This is a genomic window from Streptomyces sp. NPDC059256, from assembly GCF_042753785.1.
Taxonomy (GTDB): Bacteria; Actinomycetota; Actinomycetes; order Streptomycetales; family Streptomycetaceae; genus Streptomyces.
Genome location: NZ_JBHYZO010000011.1, coordinates 133,915 through 152,937 on the forward strand (window position 1 = coordinate 133,915; position 19,023 = coordinate 152,937).

The window sequence follows — 19,023 nt, forward strand, 5'->3', positions numbered from 1 at the left end:
GCCAACAGAGGCACAGGGACGCGGGGGCAACAGGGACGCGGGGGCGCTGTCCGCCCCCGCACCTCGGCGTCGTCGGAGTTTGTCGGCGTTCGTCGGCGTTCGTCGGCGTCCATCGGCTTCATAGGCGTTCGTCGGGAGTCATCGGCGTTGGCGACTTCGGCCGGGTCGGCGGCGATCACACGGCGAGCGGCTCCAGGTCCCGGTGCACCCGCCGCTCATCCCGGGCGATCCGGGTCAGTGCATGGTCCTCCCCCACCTGTCGCTGCAGTTCCTCCACGGTTTCCAGGCGCAGGGCCGTGGCCTCGTCCTTGCGCCCGAGCATCCCCAGCGTCACCGCGAGATTCGAGGCGATGCCCAGCACTTCGGGGTGGTAGGGGCCGAGGACCTCGCGCAGCCGGGTGACGGTTCGCTGCTCGATCTGGAGGGCGTGCTGAAGACCGCCCAGGTCCGCCTGTGCATTGGCGAGGTTGATGGTGCTGTAGAGGGTGTGGGGATGCGCCTCCCCCAGTACCTCGGTCATCGTCTTGACCACCTTCTGCAACAGCTGCTCCGCGGTCTCCGGATCGCCGCAGCCCCAGTGGAAGATGCCCAGGTTGTTGATGGCGGCCAACGTGTACGGATGGCGCTCCCCCGGCACCAACATGTACTCGTCCACCACCTCCTGCGCCAGATCTCGGGCGGCGACCGGCTCATTGGCCGCGAAGAGGTCCGCCGCCAGATTGAGGTCACAGGCGAGCAGATCCGGATTGGCCGAGGTGTAGCGGGCACGGTAGCGGTTGCGGGTCGCGGTGGTCAGTCGGCGGGCGTCCTCCAGCCGACCGGCACGGCGCAGGGAGACCGCGAGGCTCTTCGCCGCGGCCAGGGTGCCGGGGAAGGTACGGCCCAACTGTTCCTTGTGGAGTTCGTAGGTCCGGCTCAGCAGGGAGACGGAGTCCTCGTACCGGCCGACTTCCCGCAGGTCCCTGGCGAGGTTCATGGCGGAGGAGAGGGTGTACGGGTGCTCCGGCCCCAGGACCTCGGTCCGACGGTCGAAGACCTCCTGGTCGATCTCCAGCGCACGGGAGTACAGACCGGTCATCCGGAGGTTCAGCGCCAGGTTGTTGGCGGCGGCCAGGGTCCGCGGGTGGGACTCGTGGAAGATCTGGCTGAAGCCCTCGTGGGCCTCGGTCGCCAACTCCATGGCCTCGGCGTACCGGCCGAGCGTGCCGAAGTCCATGGCCAGACCGCTGGTGGTCATGTACGTGTGCGGATGGGTGGGACCGAGCACCTCCCGCTGGCGCTCCAAGGTCACCTCGTCGAACTCCTTGGCCTCCACATACCGGCCCTGCGAACGGTAGATGTTGGAGATGTGGAAACGCAGGTAGAGGTACTGGAGGTCCTTGTTGCCCAGCTTGGCCCGCCAGACCGTACGGACCTCGTTGGCCAGCGTGGAAGCGCTGGACCAGTCACCGCGCTTCCACAGGTAGCGCACCCGGTCGATGATCAGTCGGCGGGTCTCAGGCTCCTTGCAGTCCCACGCCTCCGATGTGCCCAGATGCGGCCAGATGGTGGCGAACCGGGGCCAGGTCTCGGGATTGTCGATGGGCTCGTCGTCGTCGGGGCGCGCTCCGGCGAGCACGCGGTGGACGGCGTGCCGCGCATCCCGCTGCTCCTCCTCGGTCAACTGCGCCCGGATCACGGCCTGCACCAGCCGGTGGACCTGGATGCTGTTGTTGACCTGGTCCACCTTGGCCAGCGCGAAACGGCCGATCTCCCGGATGACCCGCCCGAGGACCAGCTTCTCCTGGAGAGAGGCGTCATAGGGCTTGAGGGCCTCGATCATCTCCTTGCTGTACAGGAGGTTGGCCGAGATGGGCTCGGGGGCGAAGAACGCACAGAGTTGCAGCAGCCGCACCGCGGCCGGTGATCGCTCCTTGAGCCGTTCGATGGAGACGTTCCAGGTGGCGGCGACGGGTTGGGGGTAGCCGGCCGGCTGGTTCAGCCCGAGGACGCTGGTGGCTTGCACGCGCAGTTCTTCGAGGTAGTCGGCGACCGGGGTCGCCGTTTCGGCGATCCAGGCAGCGGCTTGTTCCACCGCCAGCGGAAGATCACCGACCGCGGTGGCCACCTGGTCGGCGTCAGCGAGCGTCAGTCCACGGGCCCTGCGCTGGAGGTGTTCGATCGACTCCTCGCGGGTGAAGACGTCGATGGGGAGGGCGTCCCCGTACTGGGACCAGGTCTGATTGCGGGAGGTGACCAGGATGTGGCCGGGCCCCTGCGGAGGGAAGAACCGTTTCAGGTGCTCGGGGTCGTCGGCGTTGTCGAAGACCAGCAGCCAGCGGGAGGAGGGCACACCGCGCCGCAGCAGATCGATGGCCTCACGCGACGCCGAGGCCATGTCCTCGCCGCCCTGGGCCCCTAGGCGCACGGCGAGTTCTGCCAGCCCTGCGATCACATCGTCCGGCTGTTCCGCCGGAATCCACCACACCAGGTCGTAGTCCGCCATGAACCGGTGGACGTACTCGATGGCGACCTGCGTCTTGCCCACGCCACCGAGCCCGTAGAGGGTCTGCGGTTGGGGCAGCACGGCGGCCACGGTCATTCCGCCGCCGAGCCGGTCGCGCATCCGTTCCAGCGCCACCGACCGCCCGGTGAACCCGGGGTTGCGGGGTGGGGCGTTCCAGATCTTGGGCACCGTGCCGGGGAAGCGGGGACCGGGCGAGGCGGTGTCCGGCAGCTGCGCCGGCCGGTCCAGCGCCCGCAGCAGGGCGGCGGACGCCTGCACCTCGTCGAGCCGGAAGAGGTCCACGGGGTTGCGGTCGAGATAGGGCGAGGTCAGTCGTACGTCGCCGACCCGGATGGGCAACAGATGGTGGCGACCGCCCGTCGGGTCCTCCGCCGCCGCCCGCTGCCACAACTCCGTGGCCCGGGTCGACTTGAGGTAGGAGCCGGACAGCAGGATCACCGTTCGCGCCGCCGAGTCGGCCGTCGCCTCGTCGTCGGGGTGCGGTTCGGCGGTGACATCGCGCGGAATGACGCGGAAGCCGGCCCGGGAGAGGACGGACTCGATCCAATCCGCCCACATGCGGTTCTCCGCCGCATAGCTGAGGAAGAGATCGGCGGGGAGTGCGGGCCGACGCCGGGTGAAGGCATCGCGGATGCGCAGTCGGATCTCATCGCTGACCGCGGGCATGGAGGTGATCTCCCGCTCCGTGATCACCGTCGCCAGTCGCTCGAAGGCGGAGAGCAGGGAATTGGTGAGTCCCGTCTCGTCGCCGAAGGTGGCGAGGGTCTCCTCGTAGGCGTAGTACGGCCGGTAGGGAATCTCCACCGCGCCCCAGTACGAGGTGAGGTCCTCACCCGCGAGACCGCTGGGGAAGCCGTCGAACTTCACCCGGGCGAGAGCCCGCCCGGCGTCGGCCTTCTCCTTCTCCCCCTCGTCGATCCGCATGGGCACGGGATAGATCTTGATGCCCCGGCCGCCGTACCGTTCGTCGATCTGCCGGGCCACGGAGGCCGCGCCGTCGATGGACTGGTCGCTCAGGGTGAAGCAGTCGACGAGGATGTCGGGGAGGTGCACCGTACAGATGTCGGCGATGTCGCTGAGCCCGGTGCGGCTGTCGATGAGGATGTAGTCGTAGTTCGCCTTCATGTCGTCGCGCAGCGCGTCGAAGAAGAGTCCGCCGCCCAGTCGATCGTAGAAGTTGTCCCAGTCGAAAGTGGACACCGTCGCGGAGTACTCGCGGTTCTGCCGACCCGCTGAGACGAAGTCGAGGGTGCCGCCGTCAGGGAACTCCCAGCCGAGGTTCTCCGGGGTGAGGGAGACGGCGTGCGGCTGGATGCGGGCGTAGTCGAGGTGCCAGTCGTCACGGCGCGCCGTCTCCGGAGTGATGGCGGCCCATGCGTACTCGGTGATCAGATCGATGACGCCCGTGGTGGCACCGAGGGTGGAGGGATCGAGGAAGGGGTGGAAGAACCGGTGGAGGCCGGGTGCTTCCAGGTCCCAGTCCACGGCCAGGACGCGCTTGCCGTTGGCCGCCAGGATCCACGCCGTGTTGGCCAGGGCCATGGTGCGCCCCGTGCCTCCCTTGTACGAGTAGAAGGTGACGATGCGTCCGTCACGACTGGCTGTCATCCGTGTCCTCCGCATCGGGGGCTGTTCCACGCGTCGGTGGGGCGAAGTGGGTGGTGCCGTACTCGGCCATCGGGCCGCGGAGTCTGGGGCGCTCGGGCCGCGAGGTGCCGGCGGGCGGGGTCGGCGGATAGACCGCGGCGTGCCGGAGGTATTCCTGGGCCGCCGCCTCCACGACCTGTGGCAGCATCTGCCCGAACGCCTCCATGCTGAGGACGCCCTTGGCCGCGGCCCGACAGGCGGCCCGGCCCTGTCTCATCTGGTGCGGCATGGTCCGCTCCAACTTCTCGACGAGTTGTGCCTCGGAGGTCCGGCTCTGGGGGTCATCGCGGTTCCAGGGGACGACGACGCTCACCCAGGGCCGGGGTTCCGCGTCGAAGGCGGCCAACCGGGCGCAGCGATCGTCGTCCTCCAGCGCCCAGCGGTCGACGAGGAGTATCTCGGGGCGGGTGGGCGGCTGATGGGGATCGGGGGGCACCTCGTGGTCGAACGAGGAGATCGTGGCCTGGTAGTTGAGGGAGCGGACCAGGTCCTGCGCCACGTACGCGAGGGGGCGCGCGGACTCGGGGTGGTAGGGGTTCCAGTCCTGCGACTGCTTGCCGTAGTAGGCGGGAGAGCGACCGTCGGGCAGATCGTGCCGGGTGGGGGCGGCGATCATCAGATGCATGGGACGGGGGCCGCCGGTGGCCTTGCCGAAGGCACTGGGCGCATGGCGGTAGTCGACGGGACTGCCGGAGGCTATGCGGGTGGTGTCGGCGACGCTGACGATGCGCTTGGCCAGTTCATAGACCGCGGCTTCGTACTCCTCAGCGAAGATCCGCAGTTTGATCAGGCCGTAGAGGCCGTCGGTGACATAGCGGTCGCCGAAGGCGCCGTGGTTGAACTGGAGTCGTTCGGCGGGGCCGGGTAACTGCTCGGGCGGCATGGGAACCCAGAGGGCCGGGACGATCGCCTCGGCGGACCGGTTGCTCTTGGCCTGGTGGTAGATGGCGCGTTGGGCGAAGGCGTACCACTCCTTGCCGCACATCTCGCTGGCGAAGTAGCGGGGGGAGAAGAGGGGGACGAAGACCCGACAGTTGGCCAGGACCTCGCCGAGCCGTTCCGACCAGCCCTCTCCCGAACGGATCTCGCGGTCGATGAATCCGGCCTGGGCCCCGGCCGGGAGGTCGGTCATGGCCATCACATGGCCGCAGAGATCGCGGAACAGCCGTTCCACCCACATGTCGGGGTCGGGACCGCCCGCCCCGTAGCGGGGGGTGTGCGCGTAGCTCAGGAAGAAGTATGGGCGATGGTCCGCCGTACGCTGCGCTGAATCCGACACACGACCCCCGTCCTGTGTGAACGCCCGCTTCCCCAGCCGACCTGGTCATGGGCCGCGGGCGAATTCATCATTGCCGAGCCCGGCACGCTCCACCCCCCTGCCGTTCAGTCAATCAGCGCCGCTTTTCGGTCATCCACTCCACGGCGTGATCAACGGCGGCCCTGACCGAGAACAATCTTGCGGGCCTTCCTCCCAGTTGTCCCTTCTGCTCCACTCCCCAGCCGAAGGCGGCACCGATCGCGCCGAAATCGCTCGCGTCGAGTTGGACGTCCTCGTACTCCGTCCATTCCTTCCCGCCGTCAGGAAGGCCAACTACACAACGATACGACCGCAGCGGGGCTTTCGTCCGGTATTCGGCGAGATGAAATGCGGTGCATACGTCGAAATCCACATCGATCATGAGCACATGGGCGGCCACCCGATACAGCGCGCCGAGCGGGGAGTTCTCACCGAGGTGGGAGGTGAGGATGTGGCCGTTGAGGAGTTCTCCCGCGCGAGGTCCGATGGCCGCGAACGAGGTCTGCGGATGGGTGCTGCGCACGGCGCCCGGAGCGGTGCGGATCGACTCGGCCAACCGGCCCATGCCCTGGCTCGGAGTACGGGCCGGATCGAAGGCGGGCATGTCCGCTCGGAAGGCCGCCGCCTGCTCGGGTGTCATTCCACGCACTCGGGCGCGGTGGAGGTCGGAGGTGTCCGAGTTCCCCGCGGTGAAGGCGGGCACCACGAGGGTCCCGTCCGTGCCGACCGCCTCCAGCAGGGCGTCCCGCAGGGTGTCGCTGTGGAGTCCCGTGGACCGCAGGGAGGCGTGGATGAGCAGGGTCATCCCCGGGCGGACGCCGACGGCGCGCAGGGACGGCACCAGTCGTGCATGTGCCGGTGTCCCTGACTCAACCATGGCAGCAGCTCTGGTCTTGCCTGCCCTGCTCCTTCTGACCCTGCTCCTGCTGCCTCTGCTCCTTCTGGCCGTGGGCCGCCTGGCCGTGGCCCTGTTGGCCGCAGCACTCCCGGCCGTGATGGCCGGCGGCACCGATGAAGGGCAACGGCGATCGTCCGGCCGGGCGGGGCCCGGTCGGATCCGGGGCATTCCTCGGTGGGGGCGCGAGACGCGTCGAGTGACCGTGACCCGCAAGATCAGGGTCTGCACGATCAGGGTCTGCACGGTCCGGGCGCCCGTGAGCGGAGCCCCCCTGAGCAGGGCCCGCAAGATCAGGACCCGCAAGATCAGGGCCTGAGCGCCCAGGGTGATCGAGGCCGGAATGATCGAGGCCGGAATGATGCGCCAACTCCCGGCGCAGTTGGGCCAGCAGACGACGGCCGCCCACGGTCAGCTCCGCGGCCCGCTCCAGGGTGTCGAGTGCACGAGCGGCCTGATGCGCCCCCTCGGGGTCGAAGGCGGCCAGTGCCACCCTCTCGCTGACCCCCGCCAGCAGTTCGGACACCGGTACCTCCTCGTCCTGCCACGGCGCCGGGTGACGCCACCAGCCGTCCTGTGCGTAGAGATCGGTGATGTCGAGCAGGGCGTTGAGCTTCGCCCGCCGCGCACTCCGCAGCAACTCGATCGCGAGCTGTTCGGGACGGGGTGCGAGTGCAAGGCCCAGCGCTCCATAACCGTGCCCGCGCAGGGCCTGCTCACGCGTGGACGACCGGCCAAAAACCGCTGGTACGGAGGGGGTTTCGGGGGCGAGGGGGGTGAGGGTGCCGAGGCAGAGGGCCACCTCCGCTGACTGTTCGGGTGCGACAGCACGGATGGCCTTCCAGGCGTCGATGAGCGCTTCGTCCCAGTCACGGACCTCTGCGGCGCTCAGTCGGGGCAGGGCGGCAGACCCGAAGCAGTCCCGGTAGCGGTCGAGGTCATCGAGGCGCAGCAGGGGCGCGCCCGCGGTGCCACCGACCGTGCGCACGGGTCGCCAGTGGTCGTCGGCGACCGCCAGCCGCACCCGGCGCGAGATCCCGCGGAACGTCGCCGTGAACCCGTCCGCGGTGGGTTCCACCTCGGCCGTGCCCCGCTCCTGGATCCCGTTCTCGTGGTCGTCTCCCATGCGCAGCACGCCCAGCCCGGGCAGGTGCAGCAGACCGTCGTCGTACGGCACGGGGACCGGGGTGGGAACGCCGGCTGCCACCAGTGCCGAGGCCAGGTAGCACGGCAGCCGCAGGGCCTTGGCCACGGCGTCGGGCCGTCCCGTGAGCAGCGCTTGCAGGGCGTCGCCGAGCCAGGTGCGGGTGTAGGGATGGCTCCAGACGGAGTCGAGGACCTCGCCGTCCGCGTCCAGATCGAGCGTCAACTGCCAGGCCCGGTCCCAAGCCGGCCCCCCGCGACCGTCGAGTTCGCCGTGGAGACGGGCGAGGAGGGTACGGGTCAGCTCCCGGTGCTCGGCCAGCAGTGCGCCGGGGTCGGTGAGCGCGGCGGGTACCAGGGCGTCGGCGGTCCGGCGTTCGATGCCGCGGATGAGCCCTTCGAGGTCCGAGCAGTAGACGGAGGGACTGTCGAAGCCCCGGTGTTCGCTGTAGCGGTGGGTGTAGAGCCCGCCGCCGCAGGAGCGTACGACGGGGCACCGACGGCAGGTTCCGCTCACTCCGGCGAGCTCCTGTTGACGGGCTTTGACCCCCGGGTGCGCGGCGACCTCGTCGAAGGTGTGGTGGAAGACGTCGAAGCCGGTGGCGGCGGCTCCTTCGTAGGCGCTCTTGAGGGAGTCGACCTGTTCCAACGTGCCGTCGGTCTCCACCACGACCAGATCGGTGGGTGCGAGGCCCAGCGATTCGGTGAGGCTCGGACCACCGGCGAGGGTGGAGAGCACCGACTCGAAGAGGCGTACCGGTACGCGTCTGCCCAGGGCGTCCCAGTGGTCGAAGGCGGTCAGCAGCCAGTCGGCGTAGGCCGTGGGCGAGCCGTTCGGGCGGGCCGGGGGCGCGTCCCAGGTGGCGTGCGGCAGCAGGAAGTCGATGCGGGGCGGGTCCAGTGCGGCCAGGGCGTCGTAGACGGCGACGGGGTCGTTGGCCACATCCACGGTGCACAGGAGGCCGAGGTACAGATGGCGGTAGCGGTCCTCGCGCAGGAGGTCGACGGCGCGTAGGACCAGTGGATGGCTGGTGCGGCCGTCGGCGAAACGTCGGTGGCGGTCATTCGCGGTGCGGTCGCCGTCGAGTGAAATGCCGACCTTGACGTGGAATTCGTCGAACAGATCGAGATATCGCGGGCTGAGTTGTAAGCCGTTGGTGTGGATGCGCAGATCGAGTTCCGCAAGGGAATCGAGGGCGCGGGTGAGCTCTTCACACACACGTCGCAATCGAGCGGGCCCGGCCAGTAGAGGCTCCCCTCCGTGCAGGATCACTGACACGGAGGGCAGGGCATGGCTCTTAACATGCTCAGCCAGTCGCAGAGCTGTCCAGCAAATCGCTTCGTCAGAGATTGCCTTGGGGCGGGTAAGCCAGCTCTGATCAGCGTGTTCGTAGATGTAGCAGTGGTCACATGCGAGATCGCACCTGCTGTGTACCTTCAGGACGATCTCGCGGAATGGGACCAGTGGTCCTGTCATTCGGCCAGTCTAGAGCGCCGAGTTGAAGGTCGACGCCCGAAGGACGCGGTCGGCGGTGACGGGGATGATCCGCGCGAGCTTCTTGGCCGCCTCGCCGCCCCGGGCGTCGATCTGCGCCAGCGGGACGCGGGAGATCTTCGCAGATGCGAAGGATGCGGAGGTGTGAATTGCCATGGGGGGCCGTCCTTGATCGTGTGTCGTACGCGAATCACCACGCACCATTGCGGTGGTGGCGGCACGACTTTACTCTCATGGCCACTCGCAGCAACTCAGGTCGACGTGACGGCACAAAAGAGTTGCGTCACATTCCCTGAACCGAGGGCGGATCAAGTCATTCCGCCTAAAGGGTGAAGGTCATAACCGCAGACGGGGGGCACATGACCGGGATTCCCGGGCCAACGGGCAGCATCGTGTTCCGTAACAGGGATCTACCGGCTCTCTTCCATCACACCGACGCCATGGCCATCTCCCACCAGCGGCAGGCGGTCAGCTCCACGAAGCGCCAACTCCTCCTCCTCGTACTGGGTGCCGCCGCCTCCACGCTGCCCGCCTCGACGAAAGTGGGAGAGTCCATCCAACTCTCGGGTGTTTTAGCGGTATTGGCGTATGCCGGGGTACTTCTCGTCGGCTACCGGGCCAGTAGGCACAGCGCAAAGTCGCATTGGCAACTCAATCGTTCGGCAGCCGAGTTCATCAAGTCGTTGTGCTGGCGCTACGCGGTGCACGGGGCACCCTTCACCACGGCGGCCACCCAATCGGACGAACTGTTCGCCGACCGCTTGGAAGAAGGACTTCGGGAGCTGGTGAAAGTCGGCTGGGAAGACCCTCGCACCGATGGGAACTCGATGACGGACGGGGAAATGATCACGAAGGCGATGCGACGGCTGCGATCCCAACCATTCAGCATTCGCAAAGAGACGTATGTCAGGGACCGCTTGATTGAACAGCGCAACTGGTACCACCGCAGCACCGTGAACTCCCGACGAGCCACCCGATTATGGTCGTTGTCGATCGGTCTGCTGACTCTGGCAGCACTGTTCCTTTCGCTTTTGCACACCTTTTCGCTGACTGGCTCTCTTCATATCGCAGGAGCGCTGTCCGCGGCTGCGGCGGGCTCTCTGGCGTGGAGCGAGGTGCGTCGACACCAACCGTTGATCGCCGCGCATTCACTCGTGGAGGAGGACTTGGCCGCCATGCACACGGCGATGGAGTCCTCCGTCACGGAGGCGCAGTGGCCTTCGGCGGTGTACGAGACCGAGCGCATCGTCTCACCGCAGCACACGGACTGGCTGGCACGGCACCGCAGTTGATCGCGATGGACCCGCGCCGCACTTGGCGACGGTCGGCACACCACCTCGGCCCTCGGCCGCCCCCTCGGAGGCGGCCGAGGGCACGCCGCCTCAGTCCCGTACGAGCCCCTCGCGCCAGATGACCGTCACCGGGCGACCCAGCCGCCGGGCGTAGTGGACGATGTCCGCCGTCCCACCCAGACCACGGGCCGGACAGCCGTCCCACACCGCGAGAAGGTGGTCACAGTTGTCAGCGATGAACGCCCCCGCCGCGTAGTACGCCTCATCGGTGGCGTGGGCGAACTCCAGTCGGACTTCCCGGGTGGCCCGCCGCCTCAGGGCCTCGTAGCCCGCCCGCTCCCCCGGCGCGGCGAACCCGTCCGCGTAGTCACCGCTCGGCACCACCACGGTCAACTCGGCGCCGCAGTCGAGCGCGAGGTCGGCAAAGATCTGGTCGGCGCCGACGGCAAGACTGGACAGGGCCTCCAACCCGCCGCCGTGCTCGTGCAGGACGGCGAGGATCTCCGTCCGCACATGCCCCACGGCCTCGACGGGGATGTTCCGATGACCGGTCACTCCGATGCGCTTCACTCCTGGGTGACCCCCTCGTCCGCGGCACCTGATGCCCCGTACATCGTCCCAGAAGCAGATGCGCCGTCGAGCCCCCGGTGAGCTGCGGCGGACGAGGGCGCAACGCCCCTGCGACGCGGCGCAGGCTCAGTCGGCCAGGAGGTTTCGCTCCCCTGCGGCGACCGGCACCGACAAGGTGTTCCCCGGTGGTGGGAAGGGACAGATGAAGTGGTCGGCGAAGGCACACGGGGGCAGTTGGGCCCGGTTGAAGTCGACGATCACGGACCCGTCCGCGGCCGGAGCCGCCGGCCGCAGAAAGCGGAAGCGATAGCTACTGCTCCCGCTGGTGGCATCCGCGAAGACCGCCCAGAGGGAACCGTTGTCCTCCACGGCCACATGCAGGGTCTGGGCCTGTCCGTCCAGGGTGAAGGAGATCTCGCCGTCGAGGCCGAGACCGCGCTGCTGTCCATCGGCGTTCTCCACACGGATGCTCTGCGTCCGCTCATAGCGGCGAAAGCGCCCTGGCAGCACCCAGCGGGGGTCGTAGGCGGTCGTGTCGATACCGCGGAAGGAGCGTCGCGCGGGTGCGTCAGGGTCGAAGTCACGTACGGCCCACAGTCCTTCACGGCGCAGCACGACCAGTCGTCGCGCGCCCTGGGCAACCCGGGAGCCGTCGATCGGCCCATGGTCGGCGGTGAGCCCGACACTGCCGGCGAAGGGCTTGTCGTCGACGGTGAGACCGTCCGTCACGGTGGCCGTGAGCACCAGTTGGTCACCGTCGTCGCTCCAGTGCCCCGCAACGCCCGGGAGATGACCGTCCGGATGATCGTCAAGCCAGTGGGTGCCGGTGAGCGAGAGCGGTCCATGGGGTGCGGAGATCGTGTCGGTGCGCCGCTCGTGCCAGTGCTGCCACTCGTTCGGCGCACGGAGATCGACGCCCGCCGCTTCCCCGGGCCGACCGGACTGCTCGCCCGTCCCTGCGGAGCCGCTCGGGCCGCCGGGGCCGACCCGGGCGCCCGGTGTGCCGGGGCCGCCCCCAGCGGGGGAACGCTCGTGCGTCCCGCCCGATCCGCCCCGCCCGTCCCCGTCGCCCGCTCGCTCATCGGCTCTCATGCCGTCAACCCTTCCACACCGGTTCGGTCAGCCCGAGATGCGAGCGGAGCGTCGTGCCGGAGTACCGCGTACGGAAGACACCGCGCTCCTGGAGCAGGGGCACCACCTCGTCCACGAACTCGTCCAGCCCACCGGGGGTGCGATGGGGGACGAGCAGGAACCCGTCGGCCGCGCCGGAGCCGGCGTACCCGGCCATCTCGGCGGCCACGCGCCCGGCCGTGCCGATGAAGGACTGCCCCGAGGTCGCCTCGATCACGGTCTGCCGGATCGACAGTCCCTTTCGCCGGGACAGTTCCCGCCAGCGCGTCGCGGTGCGACAGGGATCACCGGCCCCAGCTCCTCCTTGTGCCAGGACGGCTTCGGGGTCCGGGGCGATCTCGGGCAGCGGGCCGTCGGGGTCGTACGAGGACAGGTCCCGGCCCCAGACCTGCTCCAGAACGAGGATGGCGCGCTGGGGGGAGACCTGTTCGCGGCGGACGGCGGCGGCCCGCTCCTGTGCCTCCTCGTCGCTGTCCCCGAGGACGAAGGTCACTCCGGGCATGATCTTGAGGTCGTCCGGCTCCCTGCCGTAGGCGGCGAGCCGCGCCTTCACATCGCGGTAGAAGGCCCGGCCGGCCTTCGGATCGCCGTGGCGGGTGAAGGCGACGTCCGCGAAGGCCGCGGCGAACTCCCGCCCCTCGTCCGAGTCTCCGGTCTGGATGACGACGGGGTGTCCCTGGGGAGAGCGGGGCACCGTGAACTCACCCTCGACCGCGAAGTGCCGACCCGCTCGGGCGACGGGTCTGGCCCGACCATCGGGTGTCCAGGAGTCCCACAGCTCCCGCGCGGTCGCCACGAACTCGGCGGCACGGGTGTAGCGGTCCACCCGGTCGGGACAGCTCCCGTGGCGGAAGTTCTCGCCGGTGAAGGCATCGGCCGCCGTCACCACGTTCCAGCCGGCCCGCCCGCCGCTGAGATGGTCGAGCGAGGAGAGCCTGCGGGCGAGTTCGTACGGCTCGTTGAAGCTGACGTTGACGGTCGCCGCCAGACCGAGCCGGTCGGTGACGGCTGCCAGGGCATTGAGCAGCGTGATCGACTCGGGGCGCCCGGTGACGTCCAAGTCGTGGATCAGTCCCTTGTGCTCCCGTAAGCGCAGCCCCTCGGCGAGGAAGAAGAAGTCGAACAGGCCGCGCTCAGCGGTTCTGGCCAGGTGCTCGAAGGTGGCGAAGTCGATGTGGCTACCGGAGGTGGAACTGTTCCTGACGGTGCTGCTGCTCACCCCGGGAAAGTGCGCGGCGAGGTGGAGGGTGGGGCGGCGTTCGTCGGTCATGAGCTTCCCTTGCTGAGTGCGTAGCGATTGGCCGGCCGAGCGAGCCCGAGGTGTTCACGGAGGGTTCCGCCGGGGTGGAAGGTGCGGAACACACTGCGGTGCTGGAGGAGCGCGACGGTTCCGTTGACGATGCGTTCGAGATCGCGGTGGGGTGCGATGGGGGCCAGGTGGAATCCGTCCACGGCGTCCGCGGCGTACCAGCGGGCGATCAACTCGGCCAGTTCCACCGGACCGCCGCTGTAGTGCGAGCCCGGGGTGGTGAGCCGGGGTCCGCAGGAGTAGCCGCCCAGTCCCGGTTCCGGCCTCGGTTCGCTCTCGCCGAGGTCGACCGCGAGCGAGAGCAGGACCCGCAGGGACGACGGGTCACGCCCATGCGTTTCAGCGTCCTGGTGGAGCGCGGTCCGCAGAGCAGCTGCCTGCTCCGGCGACGAGGCCCTGATGAGGACCACGTCGGCGTGCCGGGCGGCCGTACGACGGCCTTCGTCGCCCGCTCCGGTGATGTCAACGGCCGTGACCGGTCGGCCCTGGGGCGGCCGGGGCACGGTGGAGGGGCCGCGGACACTGAACCGAGTGCCTTCGAAGTCGACGTGGTGCAGTTTCGATCTGTCGACGAATCGACCGGTCTCTTTGTCGTGGATCTCGGCGCCGTCCTCCCAACTGTCCCAGAGCCGGGCCACGGCGTCGGCGACCTCACCCGCCTCCCGCCACAGTTCGTCGGTGGGGGCGGCGGGGCGGCGGCCGAAGAGACGGGCCTCCGCCTGGGTCGGTGAGACCCCCACCCCCCACCCCGCCCGGCCGCGACTGACCCAGTCCAGGGTGGCCACGGCCGTGGAGACGTGGAAGGGCTCGGTGTGTGTGGTGGTGACCGTGGGCACCAGGCCGATGCGCCGGGTGGCGGGGGCGACACGGGCGAGTACGGCCAGGGCGTCGAGGCCGGGGCGGGCGAACGAGTCGCCGAGGGTGACGAAGTCCAGGGTGCCGCGCTCGGCGAGGGTGACGAGATCGGTGTAGTGGTCGGCGTCGTACCGAGCCGGGCCGTCGAGCGCGACGGCCAGGTGCAGCGAACGGGTGCGTGACATGGGGATGCCTTTCCGGATGGTCGTTCCAGGACGGGCGTGGAAGCGAAGGTCGTGCTGCCGGGATCGGGCTGGGGGCTCGTCCCGGGACGTACGGGGTCGCCGGTCCGTCGTTCAGCCCCGTGGGTGCGGGAGGGAACGACGGGTGTACGGAGACAGGGGGTGGCTCGACTCCCGCGCCTGGTCGGGGCGGGGAGACGTTCTACATGGCTGAGCTGCCCTGAACTGCCCTGAACTGCTCTACGTGGCTTGGGGTTGCACTGAGAGAGCGATGGGACTCGGGGTGGCTCAACGAGACGCGGGCCGGGGAGAGCCCGAGGCACGGCGGGTGGTGCGGTTCGCCTCAGGCGGTGGGTCGAGCGCGACGGCGCCTCGGCCGTGGCGGCGCTACACGGCCAGGGGCCGGCGTCGTCTCACCTGGTGGGAGGGGCTCCCCCGTCGCACGGGTCGAGGGCGGCGTTCCCGACGCCCGGGCCGGGGTCCGCCCTGCGGTGGGGACGCCGGGGTGGCGCCGGGATAGTGAGCACCGGCGTGGATGCGGTCGTTCAGCCGGGCGGTGTGCCGTCAGGGTTTCCGAACACGCGGCGAGAGGCGGTCGCCCGGCGCTTCTGATCGGACGCCGGATGCCGACCGCACGCCCCTCGGTCATCGGTCGGCCACCGGACGCACCGGCTGGCACGAGCCGACGGACCGATCGACGGACCGATGAGGGTGGGCGCATCGGAGTCTGCTGCTTGGCAGAGCTGTTGGAGGGAGAACGGGGAACACGGCCATGGCAAAGGCTCCGTCGATACGGGACCGATCTCGGAGTTCGTCTTCACCCAGCACACGGGCAGCGTGGAGCCTGCGCACCGGGTGGAACCGGTGCCGTGGAACGACGCGCGATGGGCCGCGCCCCTCAGCACGACCTGGTCCGAGGCTGAGGGTGGCGACGGTCCGCTGTCAAGGCTGTCCATACTGTGAGCGGTTTGTCTCAGGACAGTTGACGCACCGTGGGATGCCTGTTCCACTTGGGCCATGTATCGACAGCGGTTGCTGGTCAGGCGCTCCCACATCGACTTCGGTCATGTGTGGTCCGCGTCCTGTTGACCCCACCGTGTTGTCTCATTAGGCGCCGCTATGGCCGCCTTGTCCCCTGTGTCGTCCAGCGTCCGTGATCGATGCCGTTCGTACTCTTCGACGGTGACGGTCCGGCGCCCCTTCCCTCTGGACCGGCCCCGGGATGCTCGTACTTCACCCACCACACGACGCGCACCCTCCCCTCCCCTCAGCTCATGCCGGCTCGATCGGCAACCGCCCGCCACGGGTCCACCACGCGGTAGGCGGCCTTCGCCTGCCCGCGTGGCTCGACTGGCTCGACTGTCGCTGGTCCTTCAGTCGCAGGGGCAGCAGCAACCGTCGCAGTTGCAGTCCGGGCAGTCGCAGTCCCGACAGCACCCCTGGCGCTTCTTGCGCGACCAGGGCCCCTCGTACTCCTTGGCGCAGCAGATCTGGCAGGTGCAGAAGAGGTACGCGAACATGCCGCAGCCGGGGAGGAACGAGCGGGGGCCTGGGCGGGGCGGCTCCCCACCGAAGTACGGGGACGAGCCACCGCCCGGACCGCCTGGACCGCCCGGAGCTCCGCCGCCGTGCGCACCGCCGGCAGGGCCGCCCGCGAACGGGTTCCCTCCGTACGGACCGGCGCCGTAGCCGTCCTGAGGGCGCCCCGAGCCGGGCACGGCCGACTGACCCTGGTGGGAGCAGGAGACCGTGCCGAAGGCACGGTCCACGGAGGCGGCCAACTCATGGGCGAGCAGCGCATGGACCAGTCGGTCGTCTGCGAACCGGGCATCCCGTAGGGCCAGGCGGACCCCGTGGACGGCGTCGTCGGCGAGCCTGCGGGCTTCCGTCAGGGGAGTGCCGGTCGCGGTGAGGGGATTCCACGCTCCTGACGCGGCATCAGCCTGCTGGTCCTCCACCGCGTCCAGCAGATGGGCGAGGCGACCGAAGAGCCGTCCCGCCTCGGCCAGCGGTGCTGCGTTGTGGGGCTGTCCTGCGAGTACGGCGGTGTGGGCGAAGGCGGCGGCGGTGGCGGTCTCCGTGGGCTCGGTGACGGTGAGCAGGGAGGTGCCGGGGCCGGCGAGCGCCTCGATCTCCGGCTGTCGGTCGACGGCGTCGAGCAGGACGGCCGTGTCGAAGCCGAGGTCGGCGCCGGCCTTGGCGCCTGCGCGGTCCCACCCGCGGGCGACCTTGCGCGCGGCGGCGGCGATGGGTCGGCGCGCCAGCAGCCCGTCCCGGTCGGCCACGTGGTCGCGCACCTTGGCCGAGGCCAGTACGAGGGAGACGGCGGCGGCGAGCCGCGCACCCTCGCCACGGGCGACGGAGGTGGTCCGCATGGCGCGCAGGGGACAGGGTCCCGCCGTACGGCGCGCGTCCGGCGTGCGCTCGGACTGAGCTTCCGTCAGAACCGAGACGATCAGACCGTCGTAGTTGGTGACCACCCGGGCGAACTGACCGTGGTCCGCGCGCAGTGCCAGGCAGAGCCCGCACAGATGCGCCATCCACTCCGTCTTGAGCCGTTCCGTCAGACGGTGGCTACAGGGCCTGACTATGCCAAACATGGCGATCCCCCGTGAATCGTTTCAGCAGTGCGAACGCATCGTAACCAGCGGGCCGAACGGTCGGTTCACCCATCCGTCCCCCACATCACCCATCTGGCCCGAGATTTATATTTTGAGCTGATGACCGCCCTTGTACAGGAAGAACTCTGACGAATCACCACATCTTCTGCACCAGTACCGTCACGAAACCTCTGCGCGGCGACTATCCACTTGGCGCTCCATCCGCATGATGGACGAGCATGGGGACAGGAAAGACAAGAGACCGCTAGTGAGCGGACCGCAGTGGAAGGAGGCGTCGATGGGATCTGTGCGCAAGGCCAGCGCCTGGCTGGGACTCGTCGAAGACAACGACGAGCGTTACTACGGCGATGACTACGCCGAGTACGCCGATACGGGTGATGCCTGGGTCACCGACCCCCGGGTGCGGGTGGCCGCCTCCGAGTCCGTCCAGGAGGAACAGAGCCGCAGGATCGCCACGGTCTCGCCCTCCTGCTTCCGGGACGCCCGCGGTATCGGGGAGTTGTTCCGGGACGGCGTGCCGGTCATCGTCAACCTCACCGCACTGGACTCCCCCGACGCCAAGCGCGTCGTGGACTTCTGCGCGGGGCTGACGTTCGGCCTGAAGGGTTCCATCGAGCGGGTGGCCGCCCGGGTCTTCCTGTTGAGCCCGGCGCACACCGATGTCGTCAACGCCGAGCCCGCGGGACGCGCGCAGGACGGCTTCTACAACCAGAGCTGAGCAGGGCCTCGCCGGCCGGTCCCCGAGCCGCCGCGGTCGCACGCCGATCGGCCCCCGACAGGCGCTTCGCGGCGCCGCTGGGAGCCGGCCGGTCGCAGCGGCGTGGCGCACGGGCTCACCGGAAGGCGTCGAGGCCGGTGAGCGCCTTGCCGAGGACGAGTTGGTGCATTTCCACCGTGCCCTCATAGGTGAGAACCGACTCCAGATTGGTCGCGTGGCGCATCACGGGGTACTCCAGGGAGATCCCGTTGGCCCCCAGGATCGTGCGGGCGGTACGGCAGATCTCGATCGCCTCCCGCACATTGTTGAGCTTGCCGAAGCTGATCTGCTCCGGACGGAGCCGACCGGCGTCCATCCGCGTGCCCAGGTGGTGGGCGAGCAGGATGCCCTTGTGGAGTTCCAGCGCCATGTCGGCGAGCTTGGCCTGCGTCAGCTGGAAGCCGCCGATGGGCTTGCCGAACTGCTCCCGCGTACGGGAGTAGTCGAGAGCGCACTCGAAGCTCGCGCGGGCCGCGCCCATGGCGCCCCAGACGATGCCGTAGCGGGCATGACTGAGACAGCTCAGCGGGCCCTTGAGGCCGGTGACTGCGGGGAGTACGGCATCCGCGGGCAGCCGGACCTCGTCCATGACCAACTCGCTGGTGACGCTGGCGCGCAGGGACCACTTGCGCTTGATCTCCGGGGCAGAGAATCCGGGGGCGTCGGTGGGGACCACGAAGCCCCGGATGCCGTCGTCGGTCTGGGCCCAGACGACCGCCACGCCGGCCACTGAGCCATTGGTGATCCACATCTTGCGCCCGGTCAGCACCCAGTCCGTGCCGTCCCGCTTCGCGTGGGTGCGCATGGCCGCGGGGTCGGAGCCATGGTCCGGTTCGGTGAGCCCGAAGCAGCCGATCGTCTCGCCCGCCGCCATCGAAGGCAGCCAGTGCTGCTTCTGCTCCTCGGACCCGAAGCGGTGGATCGCGTACATCGCCAGGGAGCCCTGGACGGAGACCAGGGACCGGATGCCCGAATCGGCGGCCTCCAACTCCAGACAGGCCAGTCCGTACTGGACGGCGCTGGCACCGGCGCAGCCGTAGCCCTCCAGGGACATCCCGAGCGCGCCGAGCGCGCCCAGTTCCCTGGCCAGCTCATGGATGTCGGGCAGTTCCCCGCGCTCGTACCAGTCGGCGACGGACGGCAGTACGCGATCCGCGGCCCAGGTGCGGACGGTGTCGCGGATCGCCAGGTCTTCGGGGCTCAGGAGCTCGTCAAGGCCGAGCGGATCGCGGGGATCGAAGGGGGCGGGCTTGGACGGTGCGGACATCGGACGGCCTCCGGCAACACTCACAGGGACTCGGAAACAGCGGAACGGAGAAAAAC

At 69.2% G+C, this 19,023-nt stretch carries 13 protein-coding genes; 2 read left to right on the forward strand and 11 right to left on the reverse strand.

Features of this window, described 5'->3' with window-relative positions; translation table 11 throughout:
• Positions 1-175: 175 nt before the first annotated feature.
• From fxsT to ACFXJL_RS23230, 5 genes are all read right to left on the reverse strand, one after another.
• Positions 176-4,114 carry an FxSxx-COOH system tetratricopeptide repeat protein gene (gene fxsT, locus ACFXJL_RS23210; RefSeq protein ID WP_358878303.1) on the reverse strand — a complete coding sequence of 1,313 codons (3,939 nt, stop codon included), beginning with the start codon at positions 4,112-4,114 and terminating at the stop codon, positions 176-178.
• Entirely contained in the window at positions 4,098-5,432 is a 1,335-nt protein-coding gene (locus ACFXJL_RS23215; RefSeq protein WP_358878304.1) for a TIR-like protein FxsC, read from the reverse strand. Before ACFXJL_RS23215 ends, fxsT begins: the two co-directional genes overlap by 17 nt.
• A gap of 112 nt (positions 5,433-5,544) precedes the next feature.
• Positions 5,545-6,327 carry an aminoglycoside N(3)-acetyltransferase gene (locus ACFXJL_RS23220; protein WP_384695264.1) on the reverse strand — a complete coding sequence of 261 codons (783 nt, stop codon included), beginning with the start codon at positions 6,325-6,327 and terminating at the stop codon, positions 5,545-5,547.
• Positions 6,320-8,965 (reverse strand): radical SAM/SPASM protein FxsBH, inactivated beta-hydroxylase extension form, encoded by a 2,646-nt coding sequence (fxsBH, locus tag ACFXJL_RS23225; RefSeq protein WP_384695267.1) that lies wholly within the window; start codon positions 8,963-8,965, stop codon positions 6,320-6,322. Before fxsBH ends, ACFXJL_RS23220 begins: the two co-directional genes overlap by 8 nt.
• Positions 8,966-8,974: 9 nt before the next feature.
• Entirely contained in the window at positions 8,975-9,139 is a 165-nt protein-coding gene (locus ACFXJL_RS23230) for an FXSXX-COOH protein (protein WP_358878307.1), read from the reverse strand.
• A gap of 203 nt (positions 9,140-9,342) precedes the next feature.
• Between ACFXJL_RS23230 and ACFXJL_RS23235 the strand changes: the two genes are divergently transcribed.
• The gene (locus ACFXJL_RS23235; protein WP_384695270.1) at positions 9,343-10,275 is read left to right on the forward strand and encodes a DUF4231 domain-containing protein; all 933 of its coding nucleotides are present in this window, start codon (positions 9,343-9,345) and stop codon (positions 10,273-10,275) included.
• 90 nt (positions 10,276-10,365) lie between these two features.
• Here ACFXJL_RS23235 and ACFXJL_RS23240 read toward each other — a convergent pair whose 3' ends face one another.
• The 5 genes from ACFXJL_RS23240 to ACFXJL_RS23260 form a co-directional block, all read right to left on the reverse strand.
• Complete coding sequence (locus tag ACFXJL_RS23240; protein ID WP_358878309.1) at positions 10,366-10,845, reverse strand: hypothetical protein; 480 nt, start codon at positions 10,843-10,845, stop codon at positions 10,366-10,368.
• A 126-nt stretch (positions 10,846-10,971) separates the two neighbouring features.
• On the reverse strand, positions 10,972-11,937 hold the full coding sequence (locus ACFXJL_RS23245) for a DUF1684 domain-containing protein (protein ID WP_384695273.1): 966 nt from the start codon (positions 11,935-11,937) through the stop codon (positions 10,972-10,974).
• A gap of 4 nt (positions 11,938-11,941) precedes the next feature.
• The gene (locus ACFXJL_RS23250; protein WP_384695276.1) at positions 11,942-13,246 is read right to left on the reverse strand and encodes an NtaA/DmoA family FMN-dependent monooxygenase; all 1,305 of its coding nucleotides are present in this window, start codon (positions 13,244-13,246) and stop codon (positions 11,942-11,944) included.
• The gene (locus ACFXJL_RS23255; protein WP_358878312.1) at positions 13,243-14,325 is read right to left on the reverse strand and encodes an LLM class flavin-dependent oxidoreductase; all 1,083 of its coding nucleotides are present in this window, start codon (positions 14,323-14,325) and stop codon (positions 13,243-13,245) included. The genes ACFXJL_RS23250 and ACFXJL_RS23255 overlap by 4 nt, the downstream gene beginning before the upstream one ends.
• 1,370 nt (positions 14,326-15,695) lie before the next feature.
• Positions 15,696-16,922, reverse strand: coding sequence for a DUF5685 family protein (locus ACFXJL_RS23260; RefSeq protein ID WP_358878313.1), 1,227 nt, complete (start codon positions 16,920-16,922; stop codon positions 15,696-15,698).
• Between the two features lie 298 nt (positions 16,923-17,220).
• Between ACFXJL_RS23260 and ACFXJL_RS23265 the strand changes: the two genes are divergently transcribed.
• Positions 17,221-17,661 carry a cell division protein SepF gene (locus ACFXJL_RS23265; RefSeq protein ID WP_384695279.1) on the forward strand — a complete coding sequence of 147 codons (441 nt, stop codon included), beginning with the start codon at positions 17,221-17,223 and terminating at the stop codon, positions 17,659-17,661.
• A 115-nt stretch (positions 17,662-17,776) separates the two neighbouring features.
• Here ACFXJL_RS23265 and ACFXJL_RS23270 read toward each other — a convergent pair whose 3' ends face one another.
• A complete protein-coding gene (locus tag ACFXJL_RS23270; RefSeq protein ID WP_384695281.1) occupies positions 17,777-18,967 on the reverse strand; it encodes an acyl-CoA dehydrogenase family protein in 1,191 nt (396 codons plus the stop codon).
• Positions 18,968-19,023 lie beyond the last annotated feature (56 nt).

Bases quoted from the DNA above. Each gene is read 5' to 3' on its own strand.
- fxsT (WP_358878303.1), bottom strand. From the start codon at position 4,114: ATGACAGCCAGTCGTGACGGACGCATCGTCACCTTCTACTCGTACAAG.
- ACFXJL_RS23220 (WP_384695264.1), bottom strand. From the start codon at position 6,327: ATGGTTGAGTCAGGGACACCGGCACATGCACGACTGGTGCCGTCCCTG.
- fxsBH (WP_384695267.1), bottom strand. From the start codon at position 8,965: ATGACAGGACCACTGGTCCCATTCCGCGAGATCGTCCTGAAGGTACAC.
- ACFXJL_RS23230 (WP_358878307.1), bottom strand. From the start codon at position 9,139: ATGGCAATTCACACCTCCGCATCCTTCGCATCTGCGAAGATCTCCCGC.
- ACFXJL_RS23235 (WP_384695270.1), top strand. From the start codon at position 9,343: ATGACCGGGATTCCCGGGCCAACGGGCAGCATCGTGTTCCGTAACAGG.
- ACFXJL_RS23245 (WP_384695273.1), bottom strand. From the start codon at position 11,937: ATGAGAGCCGATGAGCGAGCGGGCGACGGGGACGGGCGGGGCGGATCG.
- ACFXJL_RS23250 (WP_384695276.1), bottom strand. From the start codon at position 13,246: ATGACCGACGAACGCCGCCCCACCCTCCACCTCGCCGCGCACTTTCCC.
- ACFXJL_RS23255 (WP_358878312.1), bottom strand. From the start codon at position 14,325: ATGTCACGCACCCGTTCGCTGCACCTGGCCGTCGCGCTCGACGGCCCG.
- ACFXJL_RS23260 (WP_358878313.1), bottom strand. From the start codon at position 16,922: ATGTTTGGCATAGTCAGGCCCTGTAGCCACCGTCTGACGGAACGGCTC.
- ACFXJL_RS23265 (WP_384695279.1), top strand. From the start codon at position 17,221: ATGGGATCTGTGCGCAAGGCCAGCGCCTGGCTGGGACTCGTCGAAGAC.
- ACFXJL_RS23270 (WP_384695281.1), bottom strand. From the start codon at position 18,967: ATGTCCGCACCGTCCAAGCCCGCCCCCTTCGATCCCCGCGATCCGCTC.